This window comes from Streptomyces bluensis, from assembly GCF_014650715.1.
In the GTDB taxonomy this organism is placed as follows: domain Bacteria; phylum Actinomycetota; class Actinomycetes; order Streptomycetales; family Streptomycetaceae; genus Streptomyces; species Streptomyces bluensis.
In genome coordinates this window covers 1,012,833-1,024,992 of the sequence record NZ_BMVM01000001.1, presented here as the reverse complement: position 1 = coordinate 1,024,992, position 12,160 = coordinate 1,012,833, and the positions used below count along the sequence as shown (strand labels likewise).

Here is a 12,160-nt window from a genome sequence, read left to right as displayed (position 1 = left end):
GCACCGTCCACCGGGCTCCGCGTTCGAGCCCTCGACGACCAAGGACTCACTGCCGTGCCGTTCGCACGTTTCGCCCGCCCCGCCGTTCCGCTCGCCGTCGCCGCACTCACCCTGACCGGATGCGGGTCCGGCTCGTCCGCCGCCCCGGCCGCACGCGCCGCGGTCACGCTCACCAACTGCGGGCACACCGTACGCGTCGAGTCACCGCCGAAGCGGGCCGTCTCCCTCAACCAGGGCACCACCGAGATCATGCTCTCCCTCGGCCTCGCCGACCGCATGGCGGGCACGGCGACCTGGACGGACCCCGTGATGAAGGGGCTGGAGAAGGCGAACCGCGGCGTGGAGCGCATCGCCGACAACGCCCCCTCCTTCGAACGGGTGCTGGACGCCGACCCCGACTTCGCCGCCGCCTCCTTCGTCTCCACCCTCGGCCAGGGCGGCGTGGCCACCCGCGACCAGTTCGAGCGACTCGGTGTGCCCACGTACGTCTCCCCGTCCGACTGCGCGGGCAAGGACAACTCGGGCGACGGTGACGGGTCGCGGGCGAAACCGCTGACCATCGACACCGTGTACGGCGAAGTCCGCGACCTGGCCAAGGTGTTCGGAGTGGAGCGGCGGGGCGAGAAGCTCATCGCGTCCCTCAAGAAGCGCATGACCACGGCCACTTCCGGGATCGACGCCTCCGACGTGACCCTCCTGTACTGGTTCGCGAACTCCGAGTCCCCCTACATGGCGGGCTGCTGCGGCGCACCCGGCATCATCACGCGAGCCCTGGGCGCCAGGAACGTCTTCGACGACACGCACGAGGAATGGCCCCAGATCAACTGGGAGACCGTCGCCGACCGCGACCCCGACCTGCTCGTCATCGGCGACCTGACACGCGAGTCACAGACCGCCGAGTCCGCCGAGCAGAAGATCGCGTTCCTGGAGTCCCACCCCGTCACCAGGAACATGACGGCCGTGAGGAACAAACGGTACGTACTGCTCAGCGGGCAGGCCATGAACCCGACCGTGCGGACGGTGGAGGGTGTGGAGCAAGTGGCCGCCGGACTGCGCGAGTTCGGGCTTGCCGGGTGACCACGCGTGGGCTGGTCCTCGCAGTGACCGGGCTCGCTCTGCTCTACGGGTCCCTCGCCGTGGCGATCACCATCGGGCCGGCCGACATCCGCGTCGGTGACGTGTGGTCGGCCGTCGCCGCACACCTGGGCTGGGGGAGCACCGGCCTGAGCCCCGTCAGGGACGGCATCGTGTGGCAACTGCGGCTGCCGCGCACCCTGCTGGCCGCCGTGTGCGGGGCCGGGCTCGCGGTCTGCGGGGCGGTCATGCAGTCCCTGCTGCGCAACCCGCTCGCCGACCCGTTCGTGCTCGGGGTGTCGTCCGGGGCGTCCACCGGAGCGGTCGCCGTGGTCGTGCTGGGAATCGGCGGCGGCGCCGTGTCGCTGTCGGCGGGTGCCTTCGTGGGCGCGCTGCTGTCGTTCGCGCTGGTGCTGCTGCTCAGCCACACGCTCGGCGGCACCACCGACCGGGTGGTGCTCTCGGGGGTGGCGTCGATGCAGCTCTTCTCCGCGCTGACCTCGTTCGTCGTGCTGACCGCGGCCGACGCCGAGACCACCCGCGGAGTGCTGTTCTGGCTGCTCGGCTCGCTCGGGGGCGCGGGCTGGACGGACGTGTGGGTGTGTCTGGGCGTACTCGTGGTCGCCCTGCTGGTGTGCCTCGGGTACGCGCGGGTGCTCGACGCCTTCGCCTTCGGGCAGGACGCGGCGGCCGCGCTGGGCGTGTCCGTCGCCCGCACCCGCCTCGTCCTGCTGTGCGTGACGGCCCTGCTCACGGCAGCGCTGGTCGCGTCCGCCGGGGCCGTCGGCTTCGTCGGCCTGGTCCTGCCGCACGCCGCCCGTGCGCTGGTCGGGCCGGGCCATGTCCGGCTGCTGCCGGTCGCCGCGCTGGCCGGGGCCGTGTTCCTCGTCTGGGTGGACACACTGGCCCGGACCGTGCTCGATCCGCAGGAGGTCCCCGTGGGGGTGGTGACCTCGCTGATCGGGGTGCCGGCGTTCGTGCTCGTCCTGTACCGGACGAGGAGAGCGCGATGAGGCCGGGTGCGCGCGACGACCGGCCGCGACGGCCGCGACCGGCGCAACCGCCGCGACGGCCGCATGAGGGCCCGCAGCAGAGCGAGGGCCTGTGCGCCGACCGCGTCAGCCGCGGCGCCCACGGCCACCTCATCCTCGACGGCGTCAGCCTCGCCCCGGAGCCCGGCTCCACCGTCGGACTCCTCGGCCCCAACGGCTCCGGCAAGTCCACGCTCCTGCGGCTGCTCGCCGGGGTGCTTGCCCCGGCCTCCGGGGTCGTGACGCTCGACGGCAGCCCCCTCACCGCGCTGCACCGCCGGGACATCGCCCGCCGGGTCGCCGTGGTCGAGCAACAGGCCGACACGCAGGTCGAGTTGAGCGTCCTCGATGTCGTACGGCTCGGCCGGGTCCCGCACCGCCGGGCGTGGACGCCCGTCTCCGCCGAGGACGAACGGGCCGTCCACGAGGCCCTGGACCGCACCGGGCTCACCGACCGCGCCGACCAGTCCTGGCACACCCTGTCGGGCGGCGAGCGCCAGCGCGTGCAGATCGCCCGCGCCCTCGCCCAGCAGCCACGGGAACTCCTCCTGGACGAGCCGACCAACCACCTCGACATCCAGCACCAGTTGGAGCTGCTGAACCTCGTCACCGGCCTCCGCGTCACCACCGTGATCGCTCTGCACGATCTCAACCTCGCGGCCCAGTACTGCGACGCGCTTCTCGTGCTCCGCGAAGGGCGTGTCGTGGCCCGGGGCACACCGCGCGACGTGCTCACGGAGGAACTGATCGCCGAGGTGTACGGGGTACGGGCGGCCGTCACCTGCCCGGGGGACCGGCCGCACGTGCGGTACCTGGGGACCCTTCGCTGACCTGACGTGGGGAATCGGAACGGTTGCCCTTCCCGTGGTCCTGCGCCGGCCGCCGTTCCGTCCTACGCTCACCCCGTGCTGCGTATCACCGACGCCCGCACCGGCGCACCCACCGAGGTCCGCCGGACCCTCACCCGCGTCCAGGCGCATGTGACCGGGGCCGGCACCTCGGCGCTGCGCGTGCTGCTCGTCGCCGATGTGCTCGCACGGGCCCTGGAACTGGACCGCATCCCCGCCCTCACCATCGCCGACCCGCACCCCGACCTACGGGACCGCGCCGATGCCCTGGGCATCCGGCCGGCCGGGAGCACCGCCCCGGTCACCGGCCGCACCCTGCACGTGACCGGTCCGGACACCCCCGCACCCGAGGGCGGCGTCCACATCCGGGTCGCCCCGGCAGCGGGCACGGCGGACGAATCCGTCCTGCGGTTCGCGCTGCTGGCGGTTCCCCGCACCGAGCCCGCCGACCCGGGCGTGACCGCCGACGAGGCCCGCGCCACCCTCGCACGCTGGCGCAAGGCCGTCGCCACCTGGGCCACCCGCCCCTCCCGGCCCGTGCCCGAGCCCGTACGGCAGGACTTGCGCACCGCATGGGAGGACGACCTGGACGTGCCCGCCGTGCTCGATGTCCTGCGGCGCGTCGAGCGCGCCGAGGATCTGCCCGACGGCGCCCGCTTCGAGACGTACGCCTACGCCGACCGCCTTCTCGGCCTCGATCTCACCCGCGACATCGGAGCGGTGCCATGACCGGCACGGCGCTCCGGAGACTTGTCGTCCTGCGGCACGCCAAGTCCGCCTGGCCCGTGGGCGTCCCCGACCACGACCGCCCGCTCGCCCCCCGCGGCCTGCGCGACGCCCCCGCCGCCGGACGCGCTCTCGCCGCGGCCGGCTGCCTGCCCGACCTGGCCCTCTGCTCCACCGCCGAGCGCGCCCGCCGGACCTGGGAGCTGGCCGCCGCCCAGTGGGGCACTCCACCGCCCGTACGACACGACCCGCGGCTGTACGCGGCCGACGTGCCGGAGCTGCTGGAGACCGTGCGCGCGGTCCCCGACGAGGTGGCGACGCTGCTGCTCGTCGGGCACAACCCGGGCCTGGAGCACCTCGTCCTGGAACTGGCCGGGGACGATGTCGACGACGCGCTGGACGCCGTCCGCACGAAGTTCCCCACCTCCGCGATCGCGGTCCTCGACTGGTCCGGCCGCTCCTGGAAGGACCTCGCCCCCGGCGCGGCGCTGCTGACGGCGATGACCGTGCCGAGGGGGAAGAAACGGCGCTACGCATAGGCTGGCCCGATGCAGGACGAGTACCGCACCGTCGCCCGCGCGGGCGTGCACGAGACCGAAGTCAACCGCTCCCGCTTCCTGTGCGCGCTCGCCCCGGCCGCCACCGAGCGGGAGGCCCAGGACTTCGTCGCACGCGTCCGCAAGGAACACGCCGACGCCACGCACAACTGCTACGCGTACGTCATCGGCGCCGACGCCGCCGTCCAGAGGGCGAGCGACGACGGGGAACCGGGCGGCACCGCGGGCGCCCCCATGCTCCAGATGCTGCTGCGGCGGGACATGCGGTACGTCGTCGCCGTCGTCACCCGCTACTACGGCGGGGTCAAGCTGGGCGCGGGCGGGCTCATCAGGGCGTACGGGGGCGCGGTGGGCGAGGCCCTGGACACCGTCGGGACCCTCACCCGCAGACGTTTCCGCCTGGCGACCGTGACCGTGGACCACCAGCGCGCCGGCAAGGTGCAGAACGACCTGCGGTCCACCGGGCGTGAGGTGCGCGACGTGCGGTACGGGGAGGCCGTCACGATCGAGATCGGCCTGCCGGACGCCGACGTCGACTCGTTCCGTGCCTGGCTCGCCGACGCGACCGCGGGCACGGCGGAATTCGAGCTCGGGGGAGAGGCGTACGGGGACGGGTGACGAGCTGTCCGCGCCGGTTCTCGCCGACCTGCGCTCCGGCGACGGCCCGTCAGGTGCTTGTGCTTGCTTCCTGGTCCTGGTCAGCTGTGGGGGCGTTGAGGCGGGCGACCGCGGCGGTCAGTTGTGCCTGCACCGCCTTCGGGAGGGCCTCGCCCTGGACGGAGTCGACCAGTTGCTGGGCTACGCGGTGCAGTTTGGTGTTGGTGTTCTGGGAGGCCATGACCAGGGTGGTCCAGGCGTCGTCCGGGCCGAGCGAGAAGGCCGCCATGAGGATGCCGCAGGCCTGGTCGATGGTCGGCCGGGTCTGCATCGCCCGACGCAGTTGTACGACCTCGGCCCGCGGATCGTCGCCGCCTTCCTCGGAGCAGTCGCGGGAATCGATGCCGCTGAGGTCCACGTCGATGTCCCAGCCCTCGCGGAAGAGCGCCGAGTTCAGCGCGTTGTGCAGATGCCGTTCCGACTCGCGGTCGAGTTCACCGGACACGGTGACGGAGATCCGGTTGCCGTCGGAGCGGCTGTCGGCCTCGCCCCCTCGTACGGGGGCGTCGACGGGGCCGTCGACTCCGGGGTGGGCGTCGGCCTGCCGTGTGTCGGACTGTGCGGAGGGTGCCGGCTGCGGCATGACGGCCTCTCTCGTGGGCACTCGGACAGTTCGCTCCTTCCTCAAGCGTGGCTCCGCCCTTGAGAGACGTCAATAGATACATGAAACGAAGTTCGGCCATTCATCTGCGTGAATCCTGCCTCGTATGATGCCGCTATGGGTGGAGTACCTGAACCTCACACGGGGTGGACGTTCATCACCAATCACGCGCGTGTACTGGCCGCGATCGCCGACGACACCCACGTACGCGTCCGTGACCTCGCCGCACACTGCAGACTCACCGAGCGTGCCGTTCAGAAGATCATCGCCGATCTGGAGCAGGCCGGCTATCTGTCCCGCAGACGGGAGGGGCGGGGCAACACCTACCGGATCGAGCAACGCGCGGCCCTGCGGCATCCGGCGGAGGCCGGGCTCACCGTGGCGTCCCTGCTCTCCCTGCTCGCCCACGACGAGGCCGACCGCCATCAAGCCCACCGCACTGTCGCCGGTGCGCAGGCCGAAGACGGCAGGTGACCCTCCCGCCCGGCAGGATGCGGGACGTCCCGTCGGTCCACGGGACGTCCCGTCGATCCACTCGAACAGGCAGTGTCGGCGGCAGGCCCGACGGGTACCCGGCAACCTCGCTTGAGTACCCCGACTGCCAGGAGAAGCGATGGCCGACTTCGGATACTTCCTGTCCTGTGAGGAGCACGGCCCGGACGAACTCGTTGATCAGGCCCGCATGGCTGAGCAGGCCGGTTTCACCTCACTGTGGATCTCGGACCACTTCCACCCCTGGAATGATCTCCAAGGCCAGAGCCCCTTCGTGTGGTCGGTGATCGGCGCCTTGTCCCAGGCCGTGTCCCTGCCGGTGCAGACGGCCGTGACCTGCCCCCTCGTACGCACGCACCCGGCCGTCATCGCGCAGGCGGCCGCCACGAGCGCGGTACAGCTGGGCGGCCGGTTCCGGCTGGGAGTGGGCACCGGTGAAGCTCTCAACGAACACATCCTGGGCGGTGCCTGGCCCGAAGCATCCGTACGTCTGGAGATGCTCGAAGAGGCCCTCCAGGTCATCCGCCATCTGTTCACCGGGGAACAGACGAGCCACCGCGGCAAGCACTACACGGTGGAGAACGCCCGTCTGTACACCATCCCCGACGAGCCGGTGCCCATCGACGTCTCCGCGTTCGGCCCCGAGGCCGCCGAGACCGCCGGGCGGGTCGGCGACGGACTGATCACGATGATGCCGGACGCCGCCATGATCGAGCGCTTCCGGCGCAGCAGCGGCGGCGGAACCAAGCCGGTCTACGGGGGACTCAAGGTGTGCTGGGCACCCGACAAGCGCCAGGCGGTACGCACCGCCCACAGTCTCTGGGCCAACCAGCAACTGCCCGGCGAACTCGCGCAGATCCTCCCGACTCCCCGTCACTTCGAGCAGGCCTCCCAGCTCGTCACGCCGGAACAGGTGGAGGCCGCCGTGCCGTGCGGCGACGCACCGGACGCCCACATCAAAGCGCTGAACGACTACGTCGAAGCCGGATTCGACACGGTGTACGTCAGCCAGATCGGCAAGGACCAGCAGGGTTTCTTCGACTTCTACCGCACCAGGGTCCTCCCCCACCTGCGCGGTTGACCCGGCCCTGGAGTGGGACACATGGGAATGACCACTGAATCCGACATCCCCGCCTCATCCGTCCGCTGCTGGGCCCCGCGCGGTGTCTACCGCCCTCAGGACGACACGCGGATGTTGAGCCGGGCGATGCGCCGCGAGGGGATCACACCCCGTACGGAAGTCCTGGACCTGGGGACCGGCAGCGGTGTGCTCGCCGTCGAGGCGGCGCGGCTGGGGGCATGCGTCACCGCGGTGGACATCTCCTGGCTCGCGGTGGCGGTCGCCCGGCTCAACGCGTTCCGTAACCGGCAGACCATGCGGGTGCGCCATGGCGACCTCGTGTCCGCGGTGCCGGGCCGTCGCTTCGACCTCGTGGTGGCGAATCCGCCCTATGTGCCGTCTCCCGGCGGTGCTCCGCCGCGCGGTCCCGCGCGAGCCTGGAACGCCGGCGCCGACGGCCGCCTGCTGTTGGACCGCATCTGTGACACCGCCCCGGCGGTCATGCGGTCGGGAGGCACCCTGCTGATGGTGCACTCGGACCTCTGTGGTGTCGCCGTCACCCTGTCCCGCCTGCGCGGCACCGGACTGGACGCCGAAGTGGTGGACCGCGCCCGGATCCCCTTCGGCCGGGTGCTGCGGTCACGGCTTGCGTGGCTGCGCGAACAAGGGGTGCGCACCGACGACATGCGGGAGGAACTGGTGGTGATCCGTGCCGAACGCAGCTGAACGCCCCCGGCGTATCCGCGTCCAACGCGACGGCCCCCTGATCGTCGAAGGCCCCGTCGAAGTCGTGGGCGAGGACGGCGAAGTGACCGTCTCGCACCGTTTCACCGTGGCCGTCTGCACCTGTCGCCGCAGCCAGATCTATCCCTGGTGCGACACCAGCCACCGCCGCCGCCGCGACCGGCGGTCGAGCCGACCGGGCGGCGAGGCCGGGTGATTCCCCCATGGCCGAAGCCCGGAGCGAGCCACGCCGCCATGCGCCACCGCTGCCCGCACCACGCGGCCCCCTCTCGCAGACGGTCGTGGACGCGCTGAAGGGCTCGCGACACGGCGGCGCTCCGCCCGCACCGGCGGACGAGCCCGCCTACGGCGACGACCTGCAACTCGCCCTGTACATCCTCTACGAGCTGCACTACCAGGGATTCGACGGCGTACCGGACGACCGCGAATGGGACCCCGGGCTCCTCGCGGTCCGTCGCACGCTCGAAGACCGCTTCCTCGGCGCCCTGCGCACGGACGTGCCGATCGAGAGCACCGCGACCGCCGAACGGGAACTGGACGATCTGCAACGCGAACCGGCCAGTGACACCGGCCACGACGTCTCACGCTTCCTTCAGAAGGACGGCACGCTCCAGCACCTGCGCGAATACACGGCCCTGCGCTCCCTGTACCACCTCAAGGAGGCCGATCCGCACGCCTGGGTGCTGCCCCGACTGTACGGGCGCGCCAAGTCCGCCATGGCCGCAGTGGAGTTCGACGAGTTCGGCGCCGGCCGGGCCGACGACATCCACGCCGCTCTGTTCGCCGACCTCATGCGGGATCTGGACCTGGAGACCGCGTACGGACACTATGTCGACGCCGCCCCCGCCGAGGTTCTCGCCGGCGTCAACCTCATGTCCCTCTACGGTCTGCATCGCGGCCTGCGGGCAGCACTGGTCGGGCACTTCGCGGCCGTCGAAGTGACGTCGTCCCCGGCCTCACGCCGTCTCGCCCACGCCCTGCGCAAGGTGGGCGCGGGCCCGGCCGCCGTGCGCTTCTACACGGAGCACGTGGAGGCCGACGCCGTTCACGAACAGGTCGTACGTCATGACGTGGTCGGCGGACTGCTGGAGAGCGAACCCCAACTCGAAGCCGACGTGGTGTTCGGGATGCGCACCACCGGCTTCCTGGACAACGGCCTCGCCGTCCGCCTGCTCGGGGCGTGGCGCAACGGAACCAGCGCGCTACGGGCGGACTGACGTTCCAGCCCGGCGGGACGGGGGTACCCGGGCACCGCCAAGGCCCTGGGGGCTCGGATGCCGGAAAGGAGCACGCACATGGGGCATGGAGGAAACGTCATTCAGGAACTGACCACCGACCACCGGGAAGTGGAAGAGCTCTTCACCCGGATTGAATCCACCGCCGGGACCGACCCCGAGCGACGTCAGCTGGCCGACCACCTGACCATGGAACTGGTACGCCACTCAGTGGCCGAAGAACAGTACCTGTACCCGGCGGTACGCCGGTACGTCGACGGTGGCGACGACCTCGCCGACAAGGAGATCGCCGAGCACAGTGAAGTCGAGCACCTGTTGAAGGAGTTGGAGGCCTGCGAGCCCGGCGACGCACAGTTCGACATCCTCGTCGCACGGCTCAGGTCCTCGGTCGCGGCACATGTCAAGGATGAGGAAGACCGCCTGTTCCCCCTGCTGGCCGACGCCTGCCCTCCGGAGGGCCTGGATGGTCTGGGGGAAAAGGTACGCAAGGCCAAAAAGGTCGCCCCGACCCGCCCGCACCCAGGAGCCCCGGACGAGCCGCCGCTCAACAAGCTCCTCGCCCCGGGAACCGGAATGGTCGACCGTGCCCGCGACGCGCTCACCGGCCGCGGCAAGGACGGCTGACGGCGAGGACAGCTGATGGCAAGGACGCCTGACAGAGCGGTGGGGCAGGACCTCGGTTCAGCGCCGGACCACGCATCCCTTCCGGGGTCCGTTCGGCGGATCCCGTGGTTCCCAGCCGGGCAGGACGGGAAATCCCTGCCCATGGACACAGGCGAGAGGCCTGCGGCGGCGCGCGGCGGCACCTGTCCTCCGCCCTGGGCGCTGCGGGACTACGCGTTCCTCGCCGACGGCGAACGCGGGGCCCTGGTGGATCCGGACGGGCGGATCGTCTGGCTGTGCGCGCCGCGCTGGCACAGCGACGCGGTGTTCTCCGCCCTCATCGGGGGGCCCGGACACTTCACGGTGGAACCCGTCGACCGCTGGCACGTGGGGGGCGGATACTACGAGGACGGCACCCTCATCAGGGTGAACCGCTGGGTGACCCGGGACGCCCTGATCGAGTGCCGTGAGGCCCTGGCAGTGCCCTCGTCCCCCGACCGCCTGGTCCTGCTGCGCCGGATGCGTGCCGAACGGGGCGAGGCAGTTCTGCGGCTGGTCCTGGATCCGCGCCCCGGCTTCGGCGCGCACCGCATGGGGTCGCCCCGTGTGGAGGGGGACATGTGGACCGCGAACGCGGGCGGACTGCGCATGCGGCTCCTCGGAGCCCACCGCGCGTCCTGGGATCCCGACTCCGGGCTGCGCGGTGAGTTCCGGCTGCGTGAGGGCGAGGAGCACGACATCGTGCTGGAGCTCGCCGAAGGGCACGACCGGCCCCGGCTCGACGCCGGAGAACTGTGGGACGCGACGGAGCGGGAGTGGCGGCGAGCCGTACCGGACTGCTCCGCCCTCGTCGCACCACGCGACGTGCGACACGCGTACGCCGTCCTGCGCGGTCTGACCAGCGGAGGGGGCGGCATGGTCGCGGCCGCCACCACCTCGCTCCCGGAGCAGGCGAACACGGACCGCAACTACGACTACCGGTTCGCCTGGCTCCGCGACCAGTGCTACGCCGGCCTCGCGGTCGCCGCGCACGGTCCGCACGAGTTGCTCGACAGCGCCGTGCGCTTCATCTCGGAGCGCGTCCTCGCCGACGGCGACGCCGTCAGACCCGCATACACCGTGTCCGGCGACCCGACGCCGGACGAGCGGGCGCTCTCGTTGCCCGGTTATCCGGGAGGCAGCGACCGCATCGGCAACGCGGCGGGCCGGCAGTTCCAGCTCGACACCTTCGGCGAGGCACTCCAGCTCTTCGCCGCGGCAGCCCATCACGACCGGCTCACCAAGGAGGCGGAGCGGGCGGCGGCGACCGTGGTGAACGCGGTGGAGCGCAACTGGTCGCGGCCCGATGCCGGGCTGTGGGAGTTGGAGGAACGGTGGTGGACCCACTCGCGGCTGAGCGTCATCTGCGGGCTGCGCCGGATCGCGCGGTTCCTGCCCCGCGAGGACAGACGCTGCTGCGCCGAGCTGGCGGACGCCGTGTGGGCAGAGACCCGGCGTCGCTGCCTGCGCTCCGACGGGCGCTGGCGCCGGGCTGCCGACGACGACGGGCCCGATGCCGCACTGCTGATGCCGGTCATCCGCGGGTGGCCTCCCGCCGACCATCCCAGCAGCGCCCTTACCCGCGCCCACATCGAGGACGAACTGGCCGAGGACGGGTATCTGTACCGCTTCCATCGCCCCGGGGTACCGCTCGGCGAGGCGGAAGGCGCCTTCCTGCTGTGCGGATTCACCATGGCGCTGGCCACGCACCACCTCGGGGACCGGGTCGGCGCGTTCCGCTGGTTCGAACGGAACCGGGCGGCCTGCGGACCGTCCGGGCTGTTCGCGGAGGAGTACGACGTCCGTCAGCGCCAGCTGCGCGGCAACGTGCCCCAGGCGTTCGTCCACGCCCTGCTGCTGGAGTGCGCCGTACGCCTCAGCAACGCCTCCGCCCTGCCGCTCTGAGGCCGCTCAGCGTCTGCGCCCTCCGAGCAGCGCTCTGAGCCGCCCGGCGCGCTCAGCGGCGTGCCCCGGCGGCCGGATCGTCGGTGGTTCGGTCTCGGCGTCCACCAGGAACTCCAGGACGACCGGGCCGTCCGCCGCCAGTGCGGCGTCCCAGGACTCGGCGATCTTGCCGGGCCGCTCGCACCGGATGCCGTGCAGACCGAGCAGACGGGCGTACTCGGCGTAGGGCACGTCGGGTACGGACGAGGTGCCCAGCAGCCGGGGATTTCCGGTGGCGGCACGACGGTCCCAGGTGGCCTGGGCGAGATCCCGGTTGTTGAAGACGCAGAACACCAGCGGCGGGCCCCCGGCCGGCTGCTCCAGCCGGTCCTTGACGGTGACCATCTCGGCCAGACCGTTCATCTGGAAGGCCCCGTCACCGACGAAGGCGATGACGGGCCGGTCGGGGTGGGCGAGGCGGGCCGCCACGGCGTACGTGCGCGGGACGACCACGCCGATGGGCACCTGACGGAAGTTCGACGCAGTCCTGGGCGTACAGGCCGAGCGAGCCGCTGTCGAAGCGCACCTCTCCGCCGACGGCCTTGCGCA

Annotated in this window: 15 protein-coding genes; 13 read left to right on the top strand and 2 right to left on the bottom strand. The window is 71.8% G+C overall.

Translation table 11 applies throughout. The features are described 5' to 3' along the window. Window positions 1-54: 54 nt before the first annotated feature. The 6 genes from IE262_RS04695 to IE262_RS04670 all read left to right on the top strand — a co-directional run bounded on the left by IE262_RS04695 (window position 55) and on the right by IE262_RS04670 (window position 4,854). Window positions 55-1,077 carry an ABC transporter substrate-binding protein gene (locus IE262_RS04695; protein ID WP_134031356.1) on the top strand — a complete coding sequence of 341 codons (1,023 nt, stop codon included), beginning with the start codon at window positions 55-57 and terminating at the stop codon, window positions 1,075-1,077. Next, complete coding sequence (locus tag IE262_RS04690; protein ID WP_189871419.1) at window positions 1,074-2,087, top strand: FecCD family ABC transporter permease; 1,014 nt, start codon at window positions 1,074-1,076, stop codon at window positions 2,085-2,087. Before IE262_RS04695 ends, IE262_RS04690 begins: the two co-directional genes overlap by 4 nt. Then, entirely contained in the window at window positions 2,084-2,935 is an 852-nt protein-coding gene (locus tag IE262_RS04685; RefSeq protein WP_189871417.1) for an ABC transporter ATP-binding protein, read from the top strand. Before IE262_RS04690 ends, IE262_RS04685 begins: the two co-directional genes overlap by 4 nt. A 75-nt stretch (window positions 2,936-3,010) precedes the next feature. After that, a complete protein-coding gene (locus IE262_RS04680; protein WP_134031347.1) occupies window positions 3,011-3,682 on the top strand; it encodes a hypothetical protein in 672 nt (223 codons plus the stop codon). Next, entirely contained in the window at window positions 3,679-4,218 is a 540-nt protein-coding gene (locus IE262_RS04675) for a SixA phosphatase family protein (protein ID WP_189871415.1), read from the top strand. The genes IE262_RS04680 and IE262_RS04675 overlap by 4 nt, the downstream gene beginning before the upstream one ends. A gap of 9 nt (window positions 4,219-4,227) precedes the next feature. Then, window positions 4,228-4,854, top strand: a complete 627-nt coding sequence (locus tag IE262_RS04670) for a YigZ family protein (RefSeq protein ID WP_134031341.1) — start codon at window positions 4,228-4,230, stop codon at window positions 4,852-4,854. 49 nt (window positions 4,855-4,903) lie between these two features. On the opposite strand, the gene IE262_RS04665 is transcribed toward IE262_RS04670, so the two are convergent. Continuing rightward, window positions 4,904-5,497 (bottom strand): ANTAR domain-containing protein, encoded by a 594-nt coding sequence (locus IE262_RS04665; RefSeq protein ID WP_229877088.1) that lies wholly within the window; start codon window positions 5,495-5,497, stop codon window positions 4,904-4,906. A gap of 114 nt (window positions 5,498-5,611) precedes the next feature. Here IE262_RS04665 and IE262_RS04660 point away from each other — a divergent pair, with 114 nt between their 5' ends. The 7 genes from IE262_RS04660 to IE262_RS04630 all read left to right on the top strand — a co-directional run bounded on the left by IE262_RS04660 (window position 5,612) and on the right by IE262_RS04630 (window position 11,572). Next, window positions 5,612-5,968 carry a helix-turn-helix transcriptional regulator gene (locus tag IE262_RS04660; RefSeq protein WP_189871413.1) on the top strand — a complete coding sequence of 119 codons (357 nt, stop codon included), beginning with the start codon at window positions 5,612-5,614 and terminating at the stop codon, window positions 5,966-5,968. Between the two features lie 139 nt (window positions 5,969-6,107). Beyond that, window positions 6,108-7,067 carry an LLM class F420-dependent oxidoreductase gene (locus tag IE262_RS04655; RefSeq protein ID WP_189871411.1) on the top strand — a complete coding sequence of 320 codons (960 nt, stop codon included), beginning with the start codon at window positions 6,108-6,110 and terminating at the stop codon, window positions 7,065-7,067. 27 nt (window positions 7,068-7,094) lie between these two features. Further along, window positions 7,095-7,772 carry a HemK2/MTQ2 family protein methyltransferase gene (locus IE262_RS04650; protein ID WP_134031329.1) on the top strand — a complete coding sequence of 226 codons (678 nt, stop codon included), beginning with the start codon at window positions 7,095-7,097 and terminating at the stop codon, window positions 7,770-7,772. After that, the gene (locus IE262_RS04645) at window positions 7,756-7,986 is read left to right on the top strand and encodes a CDGSH iron-sulfur domain-containing protein (protein WP_189871409.1); all 231 of its coding nucleotides are present in this window, start codon (window positions 7,756-7,758) and stop codon (window positions 7,984-7,986) included. The genes IE262_RS04650 and IE262_RS04645 overlap by 17 nt, the downstream gene beginning before the upstream one ends. Window positions 7,987-7,993: 7 nt before the next feature. Beyond that, window positions 7,994-9,007, top strand: a complete 1,014-nt coding sequence (locus IE262_RS04640; protein ID WP_189871407.1) for an iron-containing redox enzyme family protein — start codon at window positions 7,994-7,996, stop codon at window positions 9,005-9,007. Between the two features lie 78 nt (window positions 9,008-9,085). Then, window positions 9,086-9,649, top strand: coding sequence for a hemerythrin domain-containing protein (locus IE262_RS04635; protein ID WP_189871405.1), 564 nt, complete (start codon window positions 9,086-9,088; stop codon window positions 9,647-9,649). 141 nt (window positions 9,650-9,790) lie between these two features. Beyond that, on the top strand, window positions 9,791-11,572 hold the full coding sequence (locus tag IE262_RS04630; protein ID WP_189871403.1) for a glycoside hydrolase family 15 protein: 1,782 nt from the start codon (window positions 9,791-9,793) through the stop codon (window positions 11,570-11,572). A 6-nt stretch (window positions 11,573-11,578) separates the two neighbouring features. Here IE262_RS04630 and IE262_RS40335 read toward each other — a convergent pair whose 3' ends face one another. Beyond that, window positions 11,579-12,076, bottom strand: a complete 498-nt coding sequence (locus tag IE262_RS40335) for a thiamine pyrophosphate-dependent enzyme (protein ID WP_373304965.1) — start codon at window positions 12,074-12,076, stop codon at window positions 11,579-11,581. Between the last annotated feature and the right edge of the window lie 84 nt (window positions 12,077-12,160).